We start from the raw sequence: 20427 nt of genomic DNA on the forward strand, positions 1-20427 counted from the left end.
TTTTGGCAAATTCCTTGGGTAAGGAATTTGGCCCGCTGCGCGGCAGGCCAAGTTCCGTTTCGTTTGCCGGTCCCTTAGCCGTAGCGGTAGGGGCGGCCCGCCTTCTGCATGTCGGCGTTGTACGTCTTGAAGATCTCGACAACCTTTGCCTTGGTCTCGGACTCGGCCGCGATCTCGTCCCAGAACTTCACTGCCGCGTCTTCGACCTGTGCCCATTCGTCATCGGGAATGGTGGTCAGCTTCATGTCGCTGCCGTTGACGCGCAGGTTGGCTTCACCGCCCCAATACCACCACTGGCGGTAATAATGCGACTGGTCGCAGCAAACGCGGAACAGGGTCTGCAGGTCTTCGGGCAGCTCATTCCAGCGGCCCTGGTTGGCAAAGAACGACCCGGCCCAGGCGCCGGAGATGTTGTTGGTCAGGAAGTAGTCGGTGACCTTGGACCAGCCGACGGTGTAATCCTCGGTGATGCCGGACCAGGCGATGCCGTCCAGCTCGCCGGTCTGCACTGCGACTTCGATGTCTTCCCAGGGCAGGGTGACCGGCACAACGCCGAACTGCGACAGGAAGCGGCCGGCAGTCGGGAAGGTGAAGACGCGCTTGCCCTTCAGGTCCGCCAGCGAGTTGATCGGATCCTTGGTGGCAAAGTGGCAGGGATCCCAGGCGCCGGCCGAGATATGCTTGACACCGACCTTGGAATATTCCGCGTCCCAGATCTCGTTCAGGCCGTACTGGTTGAACAGCACTGGCACGTCCAGCGAGTAGCGCGAGGCGAAGGGGAAGTAGCCGCCGAACACGGTGACCTCGGTGGGCGAGGCCATCGAGTCATCATCCGACTGCACCGCGTCGATGGTGCCGCGCTGCATGGCGCGGAACAGCTCGCCGGTGGGGACCAGCTGATCGGCGTAGTAGAGTTCGATCTGCATCCGGTCGCCGGCGATCTTGTTGAACATGTCGATGGCGGGTTTGATCACATGTTCACCCAGCGCCGCACCGGCATAGGTCTGCATCCGCCATTTGATGGTGGACTGGGCCAGGGCCGGGGTGGCCAGCGGTGCCGCCATGGCGCCAACGCCGGCGGTTTTCAGAAACTTACGTCTTGTTGTCATTATACTCACTCCTTGTTGAAATATCCGGCCCCTTGGCGGGACTCTTCCTTGGTTATTTTCCGTAGACATAGTCCGGCAGCCACAGGGCAATTTGCGGGAAGACCATGATCAGGGCCAGAGCCAGAACCATCACCGCGGCAAAGGGGATGATCGAGACATAGATGTCCTTCAGCCCGATTTCCGGCGGTGCCATTGCCCGCATCAGGAACAGGTTATAGCCGAAAGGCGGCGTCATATAGGCGATCTGGGTGGTGATGGTATAAAGCACCCCGTACCAGATCAGATCAAACCCAAGCGCCCCCACCAGCGGCACGTAAAGCGGTGCCACGATCACCAGCATTGCGGTGTCGTCCAGGAAGGTGCCCATGATGATGAAGCTCAGCTGCATCAGGATCAGGATCATCCAAGGGGACAGGCCCAGCTTGGTGGTGAACAGGTCTTCGATGGCCTTGACCGCGCCGAGGCCGTCAAAGATTGCCCCGAAGGCCAGGGCGGCGAGGATGATCCACATGAACATGCAAGAGATGCCAAGGGTCGAGCGCACCGAAGTCTCAAACACCTCCTTGGTCATCCGCCCCTTCAGCACCGCGGCGATGAAGGCCGTCATGGCACCGATCGCCGAGCTTTCCACCAGCGAGGTCCAGCCGTTCACAAAGGGCACCATCATCGCGGCAAAGATCGCCAGCGGCAGCACGCCGGAGAACAGTAGGCGGTACTTCTCCTTCATGAACACGTCTTTGTAGAACAGGGCATTCTTGCGGGTCAGGAAGGACAATGCGCCCAGGGCCAGCGCCAGGCCAAGCGCGGGTTTGGCCTCCAATGTGCCAGTCTTGATCAGCAGCGGCACCAGTACAAGCGCGCCCAGCACGATGTAGTTCAGGCGCAGCGGGTGGTCGGTGATCTGCTCGTATTCCGCCAGATCCTCGGGGTGCATGGCCGGGCCCAGGTCGGGCTGCATGCGGGAGCGGACATAGATGTAGATGATGAACATGGTGGCCATCAGCAGGCCGGGGATCACACCTGCCAGCCACAGCTGGCCCACCGGCTGACGCGCAATCATCGCATAAAGCACCAGCACCACCGACGGCGGCACCAGGATGCCAAGCGAGGAGCCGGCCTGAATGGTGCCGGTCACCAGGATCTTGTCATAGCCGCGGCGCAGCAGTTCAGGCAGCGCAATGGTGGCACCAATTGCCATGCCGGCGACCGACAGGCCATTCATCGCCGAGATCAATACCATCAGACCGATCGTGCCGATGGCGAGCCCGCCTTTCACTGGCCCCATCCAAACGTGGAACATCCGGTAAAGGTCGTCAGCGATCTTTGATTCCGACAGCACATAGCCCATGAAAATGAACATCGGCAGCGTCAGCAGCGGATACCATTTCATCAGCTTCATCGCCGCAGAGAACGGGATCTCGACCCCGCCGGTGCCCCACAGAAGCATGCCCGCAACAGCCCCGACAAAGCCGATGGCGCCAAACACCCTCTGGCCGGTCATCAGCATCAGCATCATGCCGGCAAACATGACGATAGCAATCCATTCGTAGGACATCAGATTTCAACTCCGCGCAGGCGTCCGATATCCCGGAACAATTCGGCAAGGCATTGCAGCAGCATCAGAAAGACACCGAAGCAGAGGATGGTTTTGACAGGCCACAGGAAGGGGCGCCAGGCGGTGGAACTGCGCTCGAGATAGCCGAGCTTTTCGCCCGCAGCGGCGGGGCCTTCGCTCAGCAGCGTTTTCAGCAGGTCCCAGAAGAACTGCACGGGTTCTATACCGAAATACCCCAGTGAATAGGCCGTAGAGCTGAGCGCGCCGTACATCAGGATTACAAGGTAGCTGATCAGGAACAGCACGGTGAACGCATCAACCAGCGCCTTGGTTTTCGTCGACCAGCCGCCGTAAAACAGGTCCATCCGCACGTTTGACCCCATTTGGATCGAATAGGGTCCGCCCAGAATGTAATAGGCCACCATAACAAACTGCGCCGTCTCCAGCGTCCAGTGCGACGGGTTGAAAAAAGTCTTGGACACCGACGACCACAGCAGCACCCCGATCAGGGCAAAGATCAGATACATGGCAAAGCGGCCGATGAAACGGTTCATCGCGTCAATGCCGCGCACATAGGCCCTTATTACTTTAGGCACCAAAGCCCCCTTCCGCCGCCAGCGCGGCCAGGGCCGGGCGCAGCAATGTCAGCATTTCTTCTGCCATGGCCTCTTCTTCTTCCGGCGTGGTCACCAGATCGTTGCGGATTTCGATCATTACATTGGCCAGCCCGTGTGCCAGCCCGTGGATCTTCAGAGAATGGGTGACGCCATCCGCCGGGCCATAGGGTTCATTGCGCTCCACCCGGCGGTGCGGCAGGGCAGGGGCCGCAGCCAGCATGGCGTCAGCCAGGCGGCTGTCGGCGTCGTGCAGGATGCCGATTTCGACCGCGCGGTTTTCGCCGTAATAGACCGGGGTAAAACTGTGCATGGTGACCAGAACGGTTTGCAGCCCGGCATCCTTGCGGGCCTTGATGACCTCGGCGACAGTGCTGCAGAACGGGGCATAGACCGTGTCCGCACGCTCCTGCCGCTGGGCGGCTGTCAGGTCTTTGTTGCCGGGCACCTCGACCAGTTCGGATTTCTCCGGCATCGCCGAGGCCGCTTCGGGCGGGCGGTTGCAGTCGTACACCAGCCGCGACACGGTGCTGGCCACCAGCGGTGCATTCAGGGCCTTAGATATATGCAAAGCAATGGCCCGCGCACCCGGATCCCAGGCGGCGTGGCTCAGCCGGTCCTGATCCCGCAGCCCCAGCCCGTCATAGCGCGCGGGGATACTGCTGGAGGCGTGCTCGCACAGCAGCAGAACCGGGCTGGCGCCCTCACGGTTCACCACCTCCACTGTCTCCGCTTGAGCGTGAGAATCGCTCTCTCGCATATGTTGCCCCCCTGCGATTTGGAAAAATCTTTCCATGAAGAGATATTTGTGTCAATATCTTTTCATGACCGGTTTCGCACAGAGATTCCTGAAACTTTCTTTTCAGGCCGGACCCGGATAGGAAAGTGTCTGTTCAAAGCAGGAATGCCCCGTTGACGAAACCGCCAGCCACCGTTCGCGAGTTGATCCGCGAGAGCTATTCCGCGCTCACCCAGTCCGAACGCAAGTTCGCAAACCTGCTGCTGGAAAATTACCCTGCGGCAGGATTGGCTTCGATCACCATTGTGGCCAGCAATGCTGATGTCTCGACACCGACCGTGGCGCGGATGGTGCAGAAACTGGGCTTCAAAGGGTATCCGCAATTCCACCAGGCACTGCTGAAGGAACTGGAGGCCAAAGTCTCCGGTCCGACCAAGCGGCGGGACAATTGGGCGACCGAGGCGCCCGAGGGCCACCTGCTGAACAGATTTGCACAGGCTGTGACCGACAACCTGCAGCAGACGTTCTCAAACATCGACACCGCACAGTTCGATGCGGCGGTGCATCAGCTGTCAAACACCGAGGGGCGGCTTTATGTGGTTGGCGGCCGCATCACTCGCGCCTTGGCGGATTACGCCTTTACCCATTTTCAGGCGATCCGGCAGCGGGTCACCCATATGACGTCTTCCTCCGCCACCTGGCCCCATTACGTGCTGGACATGGTTGAGGGCGACACCCTGCTGCTGTTCGATGTGCGCCGTTATGAAACCAACCTGCAGCGCTTGGCCGAACTCGCCTCCGAACGCGGGGTGAAGATTGTTTTGATCACGGATCAATGGGCCAGCCCGATTGCGTCGGTTGCCGAACATACCTTCAACTGCTGGGTCGAGATCCCTTCCGCCTGGGACTCCAATATCTCCACCATGATGCTTTTGGAGGCGATGATCGCCGCCACCCAGGAAGAGAGCTGGGACAAGACCAAGGACCGCTACGACCGCCTGGATGAGCTGTTCGATATGACCCGCCTGTTCCGCAAGTTCTCCTGACCAGAAGACAGGCTGCTGCATGGACATTGCCCTCCGGTTGCGCCTTACTGGGCATCAGGCCGGTTTCTTTCAGGCAGGAGTATTCAAATGCGACTAATCGGAATTCTGGCGCTGGCAGCACTTGCTGCAGCACCCGCCGCGGCCAACCCGCTCAGCCGCATTCTGGCCACGTCAGGGCTGACGCCGCAGGACACCAACATCATGCGCCAGGCCGAACAGTCGTTGCTGGCCGAGGCGCAGGTCGGCACTGGCAAGCGGGCCGAATGGACCAACCCGGACAGCGGCGCACATGGCGAGGTCCGGGTGGCCGGCAAGGAGGGTGACTGCCTGCTCTTGCAGCATCAGGCCTTCCTTAAGGACAGCCAGGACCCCAAGCAGGTCCGGCGCAGGTTTTGCCCGTCGGGGGCTGACTGGCTGCTGACCCAGTAACCGGGCGCATAAGCGTATAACGTTCCATTCAGTGCAAGGGAGATAATATGATGACTGATGTTACCCGCAAACACACCGGCCAGCGCATGAGCCAGATCGTGACCCACGGCGATACCATCTATCTGGCAGGCCAAGTCGGCACTGCCGGTGCCAGCGTCGCGCAGCAAACCCAGGATTGCCTGGATAAGATCGACGCGCTGCTGGCCGAGGCCGGCAGCAGCAAGACCCGCATTCTGCAGACGGTGATCTGGCTTGCCGACATGAAGGATTTTGCCGGGATGAACGCAGTTTGGGACGCCTGGGTCCCTGAAGGCCACGCTCCGGCGCGTGCCTGCGGCGAGGCAAAGCTGGCCCGCGAGGATTTTCTGGTCGAATTTATCGTCACCGCTGCCAGGGCCTGATCCCGGTGGCTGTCCAGTTCAGGACTCCTATCGCTCCTGCTCCGCCCGTGCATGCCCAAGGTTGCGCTTAGTGGCTTGAAACGCGGCAATCTGGTGAAACGGGATAACAACCCTAGCAGCATAGATTGTTCTATTTTACCTTCTTTTCCCGCTGCTGCACGGCGGTAGAGTGATTGGTGCAGGCAGGGGGACGGAGTACGCGGCATGGCAGATCAGTCTCTTTCACACAGTAGCCAAGGCCCAATACCCTGCTGGGGGCGCATGCGTTGATGCAATCACCAGCTTCCAAGCTTACCCTGCGGGGCAGCCGCACATCCGTCGAAGCGGCTGAGGCGGAAGGCCTGATCCGTAGAATTTTCGCCAACCTGGGGTACAGTCCGGAAGTTTCGGCGCAGGTGGCGCATCATTTGGCCGACACCAGCCTGTGCGGCGTGGAAAGCCACGGTATCATGCGGGTGCTGGAATATGCCAGGCAAACGCGGTCAGGCTATCTTGACCCCAAGGGCACAGCGCGCGCCTTCCGGGACAGCTGCGGTGTGATGCGGGTCGAGGGCGGCGGCGGCATTGGCATCCCGGCGATGCAGCTTGCCTACGAAACCGGCATCGCCGAGGCGCGGGAGCGCGGGATTTCGGCGCTTTCCATCCGTCATGCGGGTCACACTGGCCGCCATGGCGCCTTTGCCGACATCGCGGCAGAGCAGGGTTTCCTGACCATCTGCATCGGCGGCGGCAACCGGCAGACCTGGCGCCAAGTGGCGCCCCATGGCGGGGCGCAGGCCAAATTGCCGACCAATCCCTGGTGTGCAGGCATCCCGGGCGGCGCGCAGGGTCCGGTGGTGCTGGACTTTGCAACGTCCAAAATTGCCGGCGGCTGGATCTACGCTGCCAAATCCGCGGGCGCTCTGCTGCCGGAGGGCTGCGTGATCGACCGCAATGGCAATCCGACCCGCGATCCCGAAGATTATTTTGCGGGCGGTGCCATCCTGCCTGCCGGCGCGCAAAAAGGCTATGCGCTGGCGCTGGTGGCTGAACTCATCGGCGAGGCGATGCTGGGGCCGTCCACAACCGAATGCAACTGGCTGCTGATCACCCTGGAGGCCTCCCGGTTCCGCGCCGCGCCGACCATGCAGGCTGCGGCCGAAGACGTGCTGGCCGATCTGCGCAGCTGCCCGCCAGCACCAGGATTTGAGCAGGTAGAAATCCCAGGCGAACGCGAACGCAACCACCGTGCTGCTTCAGAGGGGCGGATCGCGGTGCCACTGGAGACCTGGCGCCAGATCCAGGAGCTGGCCGAAAGCCTGGGGGCGGCATGAACCGATGAACGGCGGTGCCAGCAGGACCCGCCGTTACACCTGGGTTTTGCAGCCTGGCAAAAACCGCCTGGATCAGTCCAGAGCCATTGCCGCCTTGCGGATGGCTTCTTCGGTCTGTTGCAGATCCTCTTCGGTCAGGGCCAGGCTTGGGTAGGTCTTGCCTGGCGACTTGAAGATGCCCTCCGCGCGCAGCACCGCATTGTACCGTCTGGTACGCTCCGCATTGCCCGCCTGGGTATCGCGGTAGTCCCGGACTTTGCTGTCCGTGAACACAACCTCGAACAGCGCAGGCTCCCCGACGATCCGGAACGGCACCCCGGCCTCTTCCAGCGCCGCACTGGTTGCCTGCATCAGCCGCTTGCCAGTGCCGTTCAGCCGGTCATAGGCGCCCTCGCGGCGCAGCACTTCCATGGTCTTGAGGCCCGCCGCTGCGGCCACCGGGTTGCCCGACAGCGTGCCCAGCTGCATCAGCCAGCCCTCGGCGCCGACCTGCGTTTTGTCGAAATGCTGCATGATATCGGCACGGCCAACGATGGCTGCCAGGGGGAAGCCGCCGCCGATCACCTTGCCCAATGCCGCCAGATCCGGCGTCACGCCATACAGCTCCTGCCCGCCGCCATAGGTGGAGCGGAACCCGGTCACCACCTCGTCAAAAATCAGCAGGCTGCCGTGTTTCCGGGTCTCCTCGCGCAGCAGCTCCAGGAAGCCCGGCAGCGGCGGCACGATGCGCTGCAGCGGTTCGGCGATGATCGCCGCAATCTCGTGCCCGTGCTCGGCCATCAGCTGCTTGATGAACTCAAAGTCATTGAACGGCGCCACCAGCACCTCGGCGGCGACCGACGGCGGGATCCCGGCACTGTCCGGTACCGCTTGCGGAAAGTTCACCCGCACCGAGGGCGCCAGGCTCATCTGCGCCTCTGCCGACATGCCGTGATAGCCGCCCTCAAACTTCACGATCTTGGTGCGCCCGGTGAAGGCCCGCGCCAGCCGGATCGCATACATGTCCGCCTCACCGCCGGTGGAGACATAGCGCAGCTGTTCGGCGCAGGGCACCGCACGGCAGATTTCCTCGGCCAGTTCGATGCCGCGGGTGTTGCTGGCAAAGAAGGTCATACCCTTCGGCAGCTGCTCCAGCACCGCCTCCATCACTTCCGGATGGCCATGGCCCAGCATCATCGGACCGGAGCCGATCAGATAGTCGATGTACTCCTTGCCGTCTTCATCCCACACACGCGCACCCTTGCCCTCGCGGATGACGATACCGGGGTCGAAGTTGCCAAAGCCGCCCGCGGGCAGCACCGCGCGGGCGCGTTCGGTCCATTCAGCCTGGGAGAGGATCTTTTCCATGTCTTCAATTCCTGTTGAGGGCCGGGTTGCCCGAAGTTAGGTGGAATTTGACCAAGAAGTCAAAATTTATTCGATCACAGCTGCGGGAGCGCCCAGCCCCTTGCGGTCAGGCCGCACGCCAAGGCCGGGGCCTTCGGGCGGGGCGATGCGGCCATTGCGGCGCTCTGGACCTGCCGGGTCCAGCCGCGGGCTAACGTAGGAGGACAAGTCGCAGACATTCATCAGCCGCAGCGGATCGGTGGACGCACCCAAATGCAGCAGGGCAGCGGTGGTAATGTCGGAGCCCCAGGTGTCCTCGATGCACATCTTTGCACCCAGATGCAGGCACAAGTCCCGCGCCCGGCGCGAGGCTGACAGTCCGCCGAATTTCGACAGTTTGATGGCAACCGCATCCATAACGCCCGCCGCATGGCCTGCCAGCAGCGAAGCTGTATCATGGGCGTTTTCATCCAGTTTCATAGGCAGGCCGCAAGACGCGCGCACCCGGGCGCAGTCCTTGATGGTGGCGCAGGGCTGTTCCAGCATGATGTCCAGATCTGCAACAGCCCGGCCCACGCGGGAGGCATCCAGCGAGGATGCACCGCAGTTCCAGTCGCCATAGACCAGTGGCCCGCTGCCGATTGCCTCGCGCACCATCCGCAGACGGGCTGCATCCGCCTGCCAGTCACGGTCCGCGCCGAGTCTTACCTGAAACTGGGTGATGCCGGTGGCCTGCGCCTCGCAGGCAATGCGCGCCATCTCCTCGGGTGCAACACAGGTGATTGAATGATAAAGCGGCATATCCGCCTGCCGCTGACCGCCGAGCAGAGCATGAAGCGGCAGGTTTGCCGCCTGCGCGGTCAGGTCCCACAGAGCAATGTCGATGGCTGATTTGGCATAGGCATGCCCCTGCAGCCAACTGTCCAGCTTCGCCATCACCGCCTCTGGCCCCACAGGATCGGCACCCAGCAGCACCGGCGCCAGTTCCTCGACAGCAGGCACCACGCCGCGGGCATAGGCTGGCAGGTAGTGCGGGATCGGGCATACCTCGCCCCAGCCGGTCAGGCCGGTATCGGTGTCCAGCGCCAGCACCACGCTTTCGACTGTGCCGCAGGTCTTGCCCTCGGCCATGTAATAGGCGGTGTGGCTGGTCAGCGGCACATGCCACAGGGATATCCGGGTGATTTTCATTCGCGTGTTCCCAGGTCGGATTTTTTCAAAAGATCTTCACCGCGCCAGAACGCCGCCGCCAGCAGCGGTCCCGGCACCATATCAATGGCATGTTTCTGATGCGGCGCGTGGTGGATGGTGTCTTCCGGCCCGGCATCCTGTGCCGCGCGGCCTTGGGAATGAAACCGGGCCTGGCCTGCGAGGATCAGATAGGTTTCCTCGGGCGCGTGCGAATGTTCACTGTAATGCTGTCCGGCACCCCAGTAGCCGATGGACAGGCGCATTTCATCGCTTTGGTACAGCCCCTCGGGCGAGACCAGATTGACCCAGCCGTAATTGTCCAGCCAGTCGCGGGAGAAGCTGTCGGCCTCAGTGTAAGTCTGCTGCCAGCGCAAAGCCGGAATCGCGTCAATGAGGGCCGCCACGGCGTCCTGCGCCGGGCCGTCTTGTGCCCAGCGCGTGCGCAAGGCGCTGATCTTGCCGCAGACCGGCAGACGGTGCAGTGCAACCTCCAGCAGCGGCAGGCTTTGCATCCGCGCGGCAAACCAGCCCAGGCCCTCAGTCCGGGCAGCCAGTTGTGTCAGCTCATGCAGCAACTGTGCAGGCATCGCGTTAGCCTCCGTAGACCGCAACCGGGTCCCCCAGCGCGCCTTCTTCCGGCATCACGCCGAGGCCGGGCAGGGAGGGCGGCACCGCTACCCCTGCGTCATTGCGCGCGCCCTGGCCGGGCACCGGGTCCACGTCCAGATGATAGTGGCAAAGCCAGCTTGCCAGCCGGTTTGAGTCCGGTGTCGAGGCGGCCAAATGGATCGCCGCAGTATCGGCCAGCGCCGAGCCGCCCAGATCCTCAATATGCATCTGCCAGCCCACCGAGACGCCAAAGTCGCGGATCTGCCGCGCCCGGGTCAGCCCGCCGACGCGGTTGGGTTTCACCTTTACCCCCTCGCAGGCGCCACGCTTCCAGGCCGCCAGGTGATCACCGAACGTATGCATGCATTCATCCAGCATGATCGGGTTGGAGACCCGCGACGCCACATGGGCGCATTGATCCAGCGTTTCACAGGGCTGCTCCACCCAGTCGCGGGCCTTGACCGAGTTCAGCACCTCCACCGCGACCCCTGGCTGCCAGGCGCGGTTTACGTCGAAGGTCACCTTGTGGCCCTTGGGCAAGCCTTCCGAGATCGCTTCGATCCGGTCGATGTCGAGGCCAATGTCAGTGCCGCCGACTTTGGCCGAATGCACAGTATAGCCCTTTTGCGCGGCACAGGCGATCAGCGCCAGCATCTCTTCCGGGCTGCCGGTGGAAATCGAGGAGTTCACCAGTACCGGCGCCGCCTCGGCCCCGCCCAGAAGCTGCCACAGCGGCAGGCCTGTAGCCTTGCCGAGAATATCCCAGCAGGCCATGTCGATCGGCGACTTCACATATGGATGCCCTGGCAGCTGCACATCCATCACCCGGTTCACGTGATCCAGGCAGCGCGGGTCCAGCCCGATCAACGCAGGCGACAGGGTTTCAATTCCGGCCCGAATCCCCGGCCCATGTGCGGGCAGATAGGTATGCCCCCAGGGGCAGCCTTCCCCCCAGCCCGAGATGCCCTCGTCGGTATCAATGCGCACAAACGTGCTGTCTAGTTTTTCGAACTTCAGCCGCCCACCCGACAGGTAATAGGGCTCGGTCAGCGGCATATCGAGCTGATAGACGGTGATCCGGGTGATTTTCATGCTGTGCCTCCAAACTCTGCCACCGGCACGCCGAGGCTTTCGAAATCGGGAGTGACACCCAGCCCCGGCGTGTCCGGCGCGTAGAGCCTGCCGTTCTTCGCCCAGGCGCCGCCGGTGCCTGTGGAGCGTGTGTTGTAGTTCATCAGATCGGTGGTGTTGTGCAGGTACTCAGCCGGAGTGGTGGCGGCGAAATGTGCCAGTGTCGCGCTGGCAATCTCGCCGCCCCGGGTGTCCTCGGCCACCACTGGCAGGCGGTTCTCGACCAGGTAGTCCCGCACCCGGCGCGCCTTGGAGATGCCGCCGGGGTTGGAGATTTTGAGGCAGACCAGATCAGCGCCATGATCCGCCACGATGCGCTGGGCGGCCTGCATGCCGGTCACGCATTCATCCAGCTTCATCGGCAGGTCGGTGCGCATCCGCACCTGCTGGCATTCCTCGTAGGTACGGCAGGGCTGTTCCAGGATGTAGTCCAGGTCTTTGGTTGCCCGCGCCACCCGCAGCGCATTGTCGACCCGCCAGCCTTGGTTGGCATCAGCCATCGCCTTTTCGCCGGGCTTCAGCAGCGGCACGGTGGAGCGGATGCGGTCGATATCCGCGGCCCAGTCGCCGCCGACCTTGACCTGGAACTGGCGGTAGCCTTGCGTTCGGTAGCGGTCCATCTCGGCGATGGTTTCCGCGGTGCCCTTCTGCGGCGCCACCCGGTACATTGGCGCACCATCGGTCAGCTTGCCGCCCCAGAGCCGCCACAGCGGCGCATCCAGCGACTGGCCCAGAATGTCCCAGCAGGCGGCATCAAACGGGGCCTTGGCATAGCCGTGCCCTTGAACCAGATGGTCCATGATCCGTTCGATCCGGGCCACATCGCGCGGGTCCTCGCCGATAAGGGCGGGCGCCACCAGCCGGGCCAGCGCTGGTACGCCTTCGGAATGGGCAACCATGTAGTTCTCGCCGCAGGGGGTGAACTCGCCGCAGCCCTGCAGGCCTGTGTCGGTGTCGATCACCACCACCGAGGCGGTGGCGGTTTCAATCGCATTGCCTGCGCCCCAGACATAGGCGCCGCCAACATAAGGCAGGCCGGTTTGGAAGATGCGGATACAGGTGATCTTCATCTCTGGCGCTCCTGTTGTCAGTCCGGGGACATTGCCGGATCATCCGCCAGCCCCTCGCCGCGCCAGAAGACGAAGCAGAGGATCGGATGCCCGTTGGTGATCATCGCATGCGGCTGGTTTGGCCCGTGCATCTTGGTGTCACCCGGAACCAGCCGCCTGACCTCTTCGCCCTTGGCCATGAAATCGGCGCTGCCGGACAGGATGGTATAAAGCTCTTCAGGGGTGTGCTGGTGCCAGGGATAGTCCAGTCCAGGGCCCCAATAGCCAATGGTCATCCGCGTTTGGAGTGAATGGAAATGCCCCGTTGGCCCAACCAGTTCAAACCAGCCGTAACGCAGCAGAAAGTCCTGGCCGACTTCCTCTTCGGTATAGGTGCGGCGCCATTCCGCATGCGGCGCCAGGGCAATGATCGCTTGCTGCAGGGCGCGCACCTCAGCCTCTGCCGGGATGCCCTTGGCGGCATAACCGGGGTCGGATTGCACCAGTGCTGCGCCGGGAACCTGATGTCCCTCGCGGCCCGCCCAGCGGATGTCGCTGGGCCAGGGCTGAAACTCTGCCACGGCTGGCAAGGCGGCATGGAAGGCCTTGGCCGCCTCCAGCGCCTTATCAAACAGCGCCCGGCTCATGGGAGCACCACGATATTGCCGGTGTGCTTCTTGGCGATGAAGGCGGCCTGCGCCTCTTTCAAGCCCGCCAGCGGATAGGCAGCGGCCAGTGCCGGTTTGATTTCGCCCTTTTCGATATAGGAGACCACGTCGGTGAAGTTGCGGTGCGGAGTTACGGTGGAGCCGGTGAAGGTCAGGTCACGCAGGTAGAAGGTGCGCAGGTCCAGCTCGACCACCGGTCCGGCAATCGCGCCGGAGCAGGTGTAGCGGCCGCCGCGCTCCAGCACGCTGATCAGCTTGGGCCAGGCCGCGCCGCCGACCACATCGGCCACCACGGTGACCTTTTCGCCGCCAAGTGCAGCCCGCAGGTTTTCCGGCGACCGTGGCAGGATCAGGTCGGGGCCAAGCCCGGCCACCTCTGCATGTTTGGCCTCAGACGCCATGGCAATCACCCTGGCGCCGCGGCGCTTGGCAAGCTGGACCAGCGCGCCGCCAACCCCGCCCGAGGCGCCGGGGACCAGCACGGTGTCATCCGCATCCACATTGGCACGGCTCAGCATGCCCTCGGCGGTGACATAAGAGCAGGAAAAAGTGGCCAGCTCCGCATCGCTGAGGGGGCTGTTGACCACCGCCACACCGCGCACATCCGCCTTGGTGTATTCGGCAAAGCCGCCATCGCATTCGGAGCCGAAGTAGCCGGCCTTGTCCATGTTGCCGGGATCGTCCCAGTCACGGACCCAGCCGCCGGCCATGACGCGCTTGCCGATGAGCGCAGGGTCGGCCCCGTCGCCAACGGCCACCACATCGCCAACCGCGTCGGCCCCCTGGATGCGCGGGAAGGTGATGGGGCGGCCGCCCCAGCTCGGGTCTTCCTCGCCCGCTTCGTCAAAGGCGCCGCCGGTGGTGGCGCCTTTGACGGACTTGGAGTACCAGCCGGAGCGGGTGTTCACATCGGTGTTGTTCAGCCCGCAGGCGCCGACCTTGATCAGCGCCTCCATCGGACCGGGTTGCGGCACCGGCCAGTCCTGGTGCCATTCGTATTTGTCCAGACCGCCGTGGCCGGTCAGAACCATCGCTTTCATTGTGTCGGGCAGGGTCATTTTCGGCGTTTCCCTTTTGGCTATGGGGAGGGGGGTGCTGCCCCCGCCTTCGGCTCCCCCGGAGTATTTTTGAAAGATGAAGGAGGCCTGTTGTTTGCTCATTCAGCCGGAGTGAGCTCCGCGTCGCTACGGGGCAGCAGGCTTTCGGGGTCATAAGCGGGGGCGCCCAGGATCCGGCCCTTGCGCGGGGTGCCTGCGATGATCACCTCAACCTCGGTGCCCGGCACATTGGCGTTCGGATTCACGTAGGCGAAGGCCAGGATCTTGCCGACGGTATGGCCATAGGCGACCGAGGCGGTGGAACCCGCGACCTGACCATCCAGCAGGACGGCTTCACCGCCATGGCCGTCCGTGACGCCGTCTGGCTCAATCTCCAGATAGGCGCAGACCCAGGGCTTGTCAGCGTCGTTCAGCGTCTTGTCCTTGCCCAAGTAAGCCTTGTCGGTGCGGGCAAAGCGCAGCACGTCCGCCTCGGCCAGGGTCACTTCGTTGGTGAGTTCGCCCGCACCCTTGAAACCCTTCTCCATCCGCATCGCGTTCATCGCGAAGGAGCCGTAGTCGGCAATGCCATGCGCCTCACCCGCGGCCCACAGCGCGTCATAGACCGCCAGGGCGCTGCCGCGCGGGATGTGCAGTTCCCAGCCAAGTTCCCCCGCATAAGACATCCGGAAGGCCCAGAGCTTATGGCCTGCAACTTCGATCTGTTGCGCGGTCAGCCACTTGAAACCGGCGTTTGTCAGGTCCGCATCGGTGCAGCCGCCCAGGACCCTGCGGGCTTTCGGGCCGTTGAGAGCGATGGCAGCCCAATCGGTGGACAGCGTTGTGATTTCCACCTCTTCACCCGCGCGGTTCTGGTTCAGGCGGTCCAGCAGCCGCTGTTCAAAGAAGGCGGCGCAGACCAGGTAGTAGCGGCCCTCCGCCAGCTTCACCACGGTGGTTTCCAGCTCGATCCGGCCGCGGCGGTTCAGCATGTGGGTGAGGGCGATGCCACCCGCCTTTTGCGGCAGGCGGTTGGCGGTCAGCCGGTCCAGCAGGGCGGCGGCGCCGGGGCCTGAAACTTCGACTTTGGTGAAGGCGGAGATGTCCATGATACCCACGCCCTCGCGCACGGCCTTGCACTCCAAGCCGACCATATGGTGCACTTCGTTGCGCTTGAAGGAATAGTGGTCGCGTTGCTCCACACCGTTCCTGGCAAACCAGCGCGGGCGCTCGTGGCCGTAGACTTCCTCATAGACCGCGCCTTTGTCCTTCAGCCGCTCATAAAGCGGCGAGGGTTTGATTGGGCGGCCCGCCAGGCGGTTGAAATGCGGGAAGGGGATCTCGTGGCGCAGCTTGTAGTCCTCATGCGCCTTGGTCACCTGCCAGTCTTTGGTGGCGTAGGCGCCGAAACGGCGCGGGTCGTAGTCGCGCATCGAGATGTCGGCGGCGCCATGCACCATCCAGCGGGCCAGCTCGCGGGACAGGCCCGGACCCCAGCCGATGCCGATCTGGGTGCCGCAGCAGCACCAGTAGTTTTTGACGCCCGGCGCCGGGCCGATCAGCGGGTTGCCATCGGGGGGATGCGAGATCGCGCCATGCACCTCGCGCTGGATGCCGAGGTCGGCGAAGACCGGCATCCGGTTCAGGCTTTCCTCCAGCCAGGGCATCACCCGGTCGTAATCGGCATCAAACAGCCAGTTTTCGTAGTCCCATGGGCAGTGGTCGTGCCAGACCGAATTGCTGCCTTCCTTCTCATAAATCCCGATCAGGCCGCGCTTCTGCTCCATGCGGATATAGCCCGAGACCTGTCTGTCGTCGCGGATCACCGGCAGTTCCTTGTCCAGCGCCTCGAACTCCGGCACCGGTTCGGTCACGAAATAGTGGTGGGTCATCGAGGTCATCGGGAGCTGCAGCCCGGACCATTCGCCCATCTGGCGGGCATAGGTGCCGCCTGCGTTCACGACATGCTCGCAAGTAATGGTGCCCTTTTCCGTTTCCACGATCCATTCGCCATTGTTGGACTGGGTGATATTTGTTGCGCGGCAATGGCGGATGATGCGGGCACCAAGCTGGCGGGCGCCTGCGGCTAGTGCCATGGTGACGCCTGAAGGGTCCACGTGGCCGTCGTCCGGGGTGTGCAGCGCGCCCAGAACGCCGTCGAGGTTGTAGAAGGGGTGCTGCTCGGCGACCCTATCCGGTCCAACAAGTTCGATGTTGAACCCCAGCGAGCGCCCGACGGACAGGGTGTGGCGCAGCCAGTCCATTTCATCCTCGGTATAGGCCAGGCGGAACGAGCCGCAACCGTGCCAGGTCACCGCCTGGCCGGTCTCTTCCTCCAGCTTCCCGGAATAGAGGCCGATGTTATAGTCGACGCATTTGCCAAGGCCGAAAGAGCTGGTGGAATGGGTGATCTGTCCCGCCGCGTGCCAGGTCGAGCCGGAAGTCAGCTCGGCCTTTTCCAGCAGAACCACCTCCGGGCCCCAACCCTCATGTGCCAGGTGATAGGCCAGGCCCACCCCCATCACGCCGCCGCCCACGATGACCACGCGAGCCTGTGTCGGGAATTCATTCTCAGCCATTTCGCTGTTCCTGATTGCAATGCGCTTTTCTGCTCGACAGGCTAATTCCATATTTGTACCATCGTCAATCATGAATGGCACAAATGTATCACTGACTGTTTTGGAGCGCCTCACGGAAGAGTGGGATGCGCTGACCCCCGAGGCCCAGAAGGCGGCCCGCTATGTGCTGGAAAACCCTGCGGATGTCGGGGTTTCCACCGTGCGCGAGATTGCCGGGGCGGCCAATGTGAAGCCCAACACCTTTGTCCGCATGGCGCGGCAGGTGGGCTTTGAAGGCTATGAGGATTTCCGCGCCCCTTTCCGCGAGGCGATTCGCAAAGGCGGGGTGTCGTTTCCCGACCGCGCCCGCTGGCTGCAGGATACGGCCAAGTCCGGTGAGCTGGGCGCGCTTTATGCCGATATGGCGGGTGCTGCGATCCGCAATATCGAAGACACCTTTGCAGGGATCGACGCCAGCGCTTTGGAGGCAGCAGCGCATGCGATTTGGAATTCCCGCCAGGTGTTCACGCTGGGCGTCGGCGTCAACAACGCCAATGCCCGCAATTTCACCTATCTTGCCTCAACCGGCATGAAGCAATTCCACGCCATCCCGCGGCCCGGCTCGACGGCGGTGGATGACCTTGCCTGGGCGGACGGCCAGGATGTGCTGATCGCGATGACCTGCAAGCCCTACCGGGCCGAGGTGATCGAGGCGGTCCAGATCGCGCGCGAACAAGGGGTCGCCATTATCGGGGTCTCCGACAGCCCCGCCAGCCCGGTGGTCCTGAATGCGGATCATGGTTTTGTTGTTGCAGTGGATACGCCGCAATTCTTCCCTTCATCCGTCTCGACAATCGCTTTTCTGGAAACGCTGCTGTCCTTTGTGATTGCTGTCTCCAGCGAGGAAATCGTCGCGCGGGTGGAGAAATTCCACAAACGCCGGCACCAGCTTGGCATCTACGCGGAGGACCCTGAATGAACGCAGCCCCGATCCATTCTCTTGAGGCGCGGTATTACATCGACCCGGTCCTCTTTGAGGCTGAGCGCAAGGGCCTTTTGGCGCGCAGCTGGCAGTTTGCCGGCCACGCCAGCCAGCTGGAAAACACCGGCGACTATTTCGCCTTTGAGATGGCCGGCGAAAACCTGTTCAGCATCAAGGGGCGCGATGGCGAAATCCGCACCTTCTATAATGTCTGCCAGCACCGTGCCCATCAGCTTGTCTCGGGGATCGGCACCACGCGGGTTGTGGTCTGCCCCTATCACGCCTGGACCTATGAGCTGACCGGCCAGCTGCGCGCCGGGCCGAACCTCAAATCGGTTCAGGGGTTCGACAAATCCAAGGTTTGCCTGACCGAAGTCCGCACCGAGGTTTTCCTCGGCTTTATCTTTGTGAACCTCGACCCGGAGGCACGGCCGATGGAGGACTGGTTCCCGAATGTGCGGGCTGAGCTGGAGAGTTTTGTCCCCAATTGGGCGGACCTGAAGCCGTTGGAATGGGTGGGTATTCCGGAGGCCTGCAATTGGAAAGTTTCCGTTGAAAACTACTCTGAATGCTACCACTGCAGCTTGAACCACCCGACCTTCTCCACGGGGGTGATCAAGCCGGAAACCTATGACATCCAGCCTCAGGGCTACTGCCTGCGCCACACCACCGAGTGCAATTCGCTGGACCAGATGACTTATGACATCAACTCCGGTTTTGAAAACAACGAGAAATATTCCAGCTGGTTCCTCTGGCCGATGTTCTCCTTTCAGGTCTACCCGGGCAATCTGCTGAACACCTATCACTGGCGGGCAGTGGACGCTGATCACGTGGTGGTTTGGCGCGGCTGGTATTCCAACGGCGGCGAGGACAATGAAACCGTGCGCCGGATGGCGGTTCAGGACCGGGCAACTACGGTAGAGGAGGATATCCACCTGGTGGAGTCCGTCCAGCGCGGCCTCAAAAGCCGCGGCTATGTTCCCGGACCCTTGGTGGTTGATCCCTCTTGCGGAGTGAACTCGGAACATTCAATCCTGCATCTTCAGAAGTGGATGCGTGAAGCGGCAGACCACGATCTTGCAGCAGGGACCTAACGAATATGACACAGCTAGATGCCGAATGGCTGAATTACATCGACGGCGCCTGGGTGCCCGGCGGGGCAGGGTGGATTGATGTCACCAACCCGGCCAACGGCGAACTGCTGGCCCGCCAGGCGCTGGCTGATGCCGCCGACGTGGACCGCGCCGTGCAGGCTGCCCGCCGGCTGCATCTTTCAGGGGAGCTGTCATCGCTGCGCCCGATTGCGCGCGGACGCATGGTGCAGGCGATGGGCCGCTACCTCTTGGACAATCTCGACGAGATCGCCCGTGTCCTGACACTGGAGCAAGGCAAGCCGCTGTGGGAATCCCGGACCGAGGTCGAAGGCGCCGCGCTCTATTTCGAATACTACGGCAATCAGGCCAGCACCGTCGAAGGCCGCTCGATCCCGCTGGGTGGCGGTTACTTCGACTGGACCGAGAATGAGCCGATGGGCGTCTCTGCCCAGATCATCCCCTGGAACTACCCGGTGGAGATGACCGCGCGTTCGCTGTCGGCTGCACTTGCCACCGGCAACGCTTGCGTGATCAAAACGCCGGAACTCACCCCGCTCACCAATGCCTGGCTCGCCCGCGCAGCCGAGGCTGCCGGTTTTCCGGCTGGCGCGGTCAATATCCTCTGCGGTTATGGCCACGAAGCGGGCGCGGCACTTTCCGGCCACAGCCAGGTGAACCAGATCGTCTTTACCGGCTCAGTGCCCACCGGCATCCGTATCGCCACCGCAGCGGCACAGAATGTGGTCCCTTGCGTGCTTGAGCTTGGCGGCAAATCCGCCGCCATCGTGCATGAGGACGCCGACCTCGACGCGTTTGAGAATGACATCCGCTGGGGTATCTATTTCAACGCAGGCCAGGTGTGCAGCGCCATGAGCCGGGTGATCGTGCACGAAAGCCGCCATGACGAGCTGGTCGAGCGCGCGGTGAATGTGGCCAGCAGCCTGAACGTTGGCCCCGGCATCGACCGGCCGGAGTTTGGTGCCAATATGGGTGCGATGGTCTCGATGCCTCAGCGCGACCGCGCCCTGGGCTTCGTCCAGCAGGCGCAGGCAGACGGTGCCACCGTTGCCACCGGTGGCACGCCTGTTGGCAATGCGGGTGCGTTCCTGGCCCCGACCGTTGTTTCCGGCATCACCCCGAACGACAGCATCGCCAGCGAGGAAATCTTCGGCCCCGTCCTGTCGGTGCTCAAGTTCCAATCCGATGCCGAGGCGATCGCGATCGCCAACAGCACCGAATACGGGCTGGTCGGCGGCGTCTTCACCCGCGACCTGGACCGCGCCACCCGCTGCGCTCGCCAGCTCCGCGCAGGCCAGGTGTTTGTGAACGAATGGTATGCCGGCGGGGTCGAAACCCCCTTTGGCGGCTACGGCAAATCCGGCTACGGCCGCGAAAAGGGCCGCGAGGCGCTGTGGAACTACGTGCAGACCAAGAACATCGCCATGAGATTGAGAGGCTGAGATGAGCACATTTGACGAAGACCTGTTCCTGAAGGGCATGGAGCAGCGCAAGGCGACGCTTGGCGCGGAATACGTCGAAAGCAATCTGGCCGCGGCGGATGATTTCAGCCGCCCTT

Annotated in this window: 20 protein-coding genes (1 of these 20 only partly in view); 8 read left to right on the plus strand and 12 right to left on the minus strand. The window is 62.8% G+C overall.

Features of this window, described 5'->3' with window-relative positions:
• Nucleotides 1-74: 74 nt before the first annotated feature.
• From K3724_RS04110 to K3724_RS04125, 4 genes are read right to left on the minus strand one after another with little or no spacing between them, the layout of a single operon-like run.
• Nucleotides 75-1109 carry a TRAP transporter substrate-binding protein gene (locus K3724_RS04110; protein ID WP_259990353.1) on the minus strand — a complete coding sequence of 345 codons (1035 nt, stop codon included), beginning with the start codon at nucleotides 1107-1109 and terminating at the stop codon, nucleotides 75-77.
• A 52-nt stretch (nucleotides 1110-1161) separates the two neighbouring features.
• Nucleotides 1162-2664 (minus strand): TRAP transporter large permease subunit, encoded by a 1503-nt coding sequence (locus tag K3724_RS04115; protein ID WP_259990355.1) that lies wholly within the window; start codon nucleotides 2662-2664, stop codon nucleotides 1162-1164.
• Nucleotides 2664-3260, minus strand: a complete 597-nt coding sequence (locus tag K3724_RS04120; RefSeq protein WP_259990357.1) for a TRAP transporter small permease subunit — start codon at nucleotides 3258-3260, stop codon at nucleotides 2664-2666. The genes K3724_RS04115 and K3724_RS04120 overlap by 1 nt, the downstream gene beginning before the upstream one ends.
• The gene (locus K3724_RS04125) at nucleotides 3253-4038 is read right to left on the minus strand and encodes an N-formylglutamate amidohydrolase (RefSeq protein WP_259990359.1); all 786 of its coding nucleotides are present in this window, start codon (nucleotides 4036-4038) and stop codon (nucleotides 3253-3255) included. The genes K3724_RS04120 and K3724_RS04125 overlap by 8 nt, the downstream gene beginning before the upstream one ends.
• A 152-nt stretch (nucleotides 4039-4190) precedes the next feature.
• Between K3724_RS04125 and K3724_RS04130 the strand changes: the two genes are divergently transcribed.
• The 4 genes from K3724_RS04130 (at nucleotide 4191) to K3724_RS04145 (ending at nucleotide 7206) form a co-directional block, all read left to right on the plus strand.
• A complete protein-coding gene (locus tag K3724_RS04130) occupies nucleotides 4191-5063 on the plus strand; it encodes a MurR/RpiR family transcriptional regulator (protein WP_259990361.1) in 873 nt (290 codons plus the stop codon).
• Between the two features lie 87 nt (nucleotides 5064-5150).
• Entirely contained in the window at nucleotides 5151-5492 is a 342-nt protein-coding gene (locus K3724_RS04135; protein ID WP_259990363.1) for a hypothetical protein, read from the plus strand.
• 50 nt (nucleotides 5493-5542) lie between these two features.
• Nucleotides 5543-5893, plus strand: coding sequence for a RidA family protein (locus tag K3724_RS04140; protein ID WP_259992553.1), 351 nt, complete (start codon nucleotides 5543-5545; stop codon nucleotides 5891-5893).
• Nucleotides 5894-6162: 269 nt separating this feature from the next.
• Nucleotides 6163-7206, plus strand: a complete 1044-nt coding sequence (locus tag K3724_RS04145; protein WP_259990365.1) for an Ldh family oxidoreductase — start codon at nucleotides 6163-6165, stop codon at nucleotides 7204-7206.
• A gap of 72 nt (nucleotides 7207-7278) precedes the next feature.
• On the opposite strand, the gene K3724_RS04150 is transcribed toward K3724_RS04145, so the two are convergent.
• From K3724_RS04150 to K3724_RS04185, 8 genes are all read right to left on the minus strand, one after another.
• Nucleotides 7279-8553 (minus strand): aspartate aminotransferase family protein, encoded by a 1275-nt coding sequence (locus K3724_RS04150; protein WP_259990367.1) that lies wholly within the window; start codon nucleotides 8551-8553, stop codon nucleotides 7279-7281.
• Between the two features lie 66 nt (nucleotides 8554-8619).
• Nucleotides 8620-9723, minus strand: a complete 1104-nt coding sequence (locus K3724_RS04155; protein WP_259990369.1) for a mandelate racemase/muconate lactonizing enzyme family protein — start codon at nucleotides 9721-9723, stop codon at nucleotides 8620-8622.
• Nucleotides 9720-10310, minus strand: coding sequence for a dimethylsulfonioproprionate lyase family protein (locus tag K3724_RS04160; protein ID WP_259990371.1), 591 nt, complete (start codon nucleotides 10308-10310; stop codon nucleotides 9720-9722). Before K3724_RS04160 ends, K3724_RS04155 begins: the two co-directional genes overlap by 4 nt.
• A 4-nt stretch (nucleotides 10311-10314) precedes the next feature.
• The gene (locus K3724_RS04165; RefSeq protein WP_259990373.1) at nucleotides 10315-11424 is read right to left on the minus strand and encodes a mandelate racemase/muconate lactonizing enzyme family protein; all 1110 of its coding nucleotides are present in this window, start codon (nucleotides 11422-11424) and stop codon (nucleotides 10315-10317) included.
• Nucleotides 11421-12533 carry a mandelate racemase/muconate lactonizing enzyme family protein gene (locus tag K3724_RS04170; RefSeq protein WP_259990375.1) on the minus strand — a complete coding sequence of 371 codons (1113 nt, stop codon included), beginning with the start codon at nucleotides 12531-12533 and terminating at the stop codon, nucleotides 11421-11423. Before K3724_RS04170 ends, K3724_RS04165 begins: the two co-directional genes overlap by 4 nt.
• Nucleotides 12534-12550: 17 nt before the next feature.
• Nucleotides 12551-13159: a dimethylsulfonioproprionate lyase family protein gene (locus K3724_RS04175; protein ID WP_259990377.1), complete on the minus strand. Its 609-nt coding sequence runs from the start codon at nucleotides 13157-13159 to the stop codon at nucleotides 12551-12553.
• Nucleotides 13156-14238 (minus strand): alcohol dehydrogenase family protein, encoded by a 1083-nt coding sequence (locus K3724_RS04180; protein WP_259990378.1) that lies wholly within the window; start codon nucleotides 14236-14238, stop codon nucleotides 13156-13158. The genes K3724_RS04175 and K3724_RS04180 overlap by 4 nt, the downstream gene beginning before the upstream one ends.
• A 98-nt stretch (nucleotides 14239-14336) precedes the next feature.
• A complete protein-coding gene (locus tag K3724_RS04185) occupies nucleotides 14337-16796 on the minus strand; it encodes an FAD-dependent oxidoreductase (RefSeq protein WP_259990380.1) in 2460 nt (819 codons plus the stop codon).
• 70 nt (nucleotides 16797-16866) lie between these two features.
• Between K3724_RS04185 and K3724_RS04190 the strand changes: the two genes are divergently transcribed.
• The 4 genes in view from K3724_RS04190 to K3724_RS04205 are tightly spaced (at most 5 nt apart) and all read left to right on the plus strand, a layout consistent with a single transcriptional unit that may run on beyond the window.
• A complete protein-coding gene (locus tag K3724_RS04190; protein ID WP_259990382.1) occupies nucleotides 16867-17754 on the plus strand; it encodes a MurR/RpiR family transcriptional regulator in 888 nt (295 codons plus the stop codon).
• Nucleotides 17751-18851: an aromatic ring-hydroxylating dioxygenase subunit alpha gene (locus K3724_RS04195; RefSeq protein WP_259990384.1), complete on the plus strand. Its 1101-nt coding sequence runs from the start codon at nucleotides 17751-17753 to the stop codon at nucleotides 18849-18851. Before K3724_RS04190 ends, K3724_RS04195 begins: the two co-directional genes overlap by 4 nt.
• A gap of 5 nt (nucleotides 18852-18856) precedes the next feature.
• Nucleotides 18857-20311 carry an aldehyde dehydrogenase family protein gene (locus tag K3724_RS04200; RefSeq protein ID WP_259990387.1) on the plus strand — a complete coding sequence of 485 codons (1455 nt, stop codon included), beginning with the start codon at nucleotides 18857-18859 and terminating at the stop codon, nucleotides 20309-20311.
• A gap of 1 nt (nucleotide 20312) precedes the next feature.
• On the plus strand, nucleotides 20313-20427 hold the 5' portion of the coding sequence (locus K3724_RS04205) for a carboxymuconolactone decarboxylase family protein (protein WP_259990388.1). Its footprint extends 263 nt past the window's final position; 115 of the gene's 378 nt are visible here — the first part of the coding sequence; the start codon lies at nucleotides 20313-20315; the stop codon falls past the right edge of the window.

This window comes from Leisingera sp. M658 (assembly GCF_025144145.1).
GTDB lineage: Bacteria > Pseudomonadota > Alphaproteobacteria > Rhodobacterales > Rhodobacteraceae > Leisingera.

Bases quoted from the DNA above. Each gene is read 5' to 3' on its own strand.
- K3724_RS04110 (WP_259990353.1), bottom strand. From the start codon at position 1,109: ATGACAACAAGACGTAAGTTTCTGAAAACCGCCGGCGTTGGCGCCATG.
- K3724_RS04115 (WP_259990355.1), bottom strand. From the start codon at position 2,664: ATGTCCTACGAATGGATTGCTATCGTCATGTTTGCCGGCATGATGCTG.
- K3724_RS04125 (WP_259990359.1), bottom strand. From the start codon at position 4,038: ATGCGAGAGAGCGATTCTCACGCTCAAGCGGAGACAGTGGAGGTGGTG.
- K3724_RS04135 (WP_259990363.1), top strand. From the start codon at position 5,151: ATGCGACTAATCGGAATTCTGGCGCTGGCAGCACTTGCTGCAGCACCC.
- K3724_RS04140 (WP_259992553.1), top strand. From the start codon at position 5,543: ATGACTGATGTTACCCGCAAACACACCGGCCAGCGCATGAGCCAGATC.
- K3724_RS04145 (WP_259990365.1), top strand. From the start codon at position 6,163: ATGCAATCACCAGCTTCCAAGCTTACCCTGCGGGGCAGCCGCACATCC.
- K3724_RS04150 (WP_259990367.1), bottom strand. From the start codon at position 8,553: ATGGAAAAGATCCTCTCCCAGGCTGAATGGACCGAACGCGCCCGCGCG.
- K3724_RS04155 (WP_259990369.1), bottom strand. From the start codon at position 9,723: ATGAAAATCACCCGGATATCCCTGTGGCATGTGCCGCTGACCAGCCAC.
- K3724_RS04160 (WP_259990371.1), bottom strand. From the start codon at position 10,310: ATGCCTGCACAGTTGCTGCATGAGCTGACACAACTGGCTGCCCGGACT.
- K3724_RS04165 (WP_259990373.1), bottom strand. From the start codon at position 11,424: ATGAAAATCACCCGGATCACCGTCTATCAGCTCGATATGCCGCTGACC.
- K3724_RS04170 (WP_259990375.1), bottom strand. From the start codon at position 12,533: ATGAAGATCACCTGTATCCGCATCTTCCAAACCGGCCTGCCTTATGTT.
- K3724_RS04175 (WP_259990377.1), bottom strand. From the start codon at position 13,159: ATGAGCCGGGCGCTGTTTGATAAGGCGCTGGAGGCGGCCAAGGCCTTC.
- K3724_RS04180 (WP_259990378.1), bottom strand. From the start codon at position 14,238: ATGACCCTGCCCGACACAATGAAAGCGATGGTTCTGACCGGCCACGGC.
- K3724_RS04185 (WP_259990380.1), bottom strand. From the start codon at position 16,796: ATGGCTGAGAATGAATTCCCGACACAGGCTCGCGTGGTCATCGTGGGC.
- K3724_RS04190 (WP_259990382.1), top strand. From the start codon at position 16,867: ATGAATGGCACAAATGTATCACTGACTGTTTTGGAGCGCCTCACGGAA.
- K3724_RS04195 (WP_259990384.1), top strand. From the start codon at position 17,751: ATGAACGCAGCCCCGATCCATTCTCTTGAGGCGCGGTATTACATCGAC.
- K3724_RS04200 (WP_259990387.1), top strand. From the start codon at position 18,857: ATGACACAGCTAGATGCCGAATGGCTGAATTACATCGACGGCGCCTGG.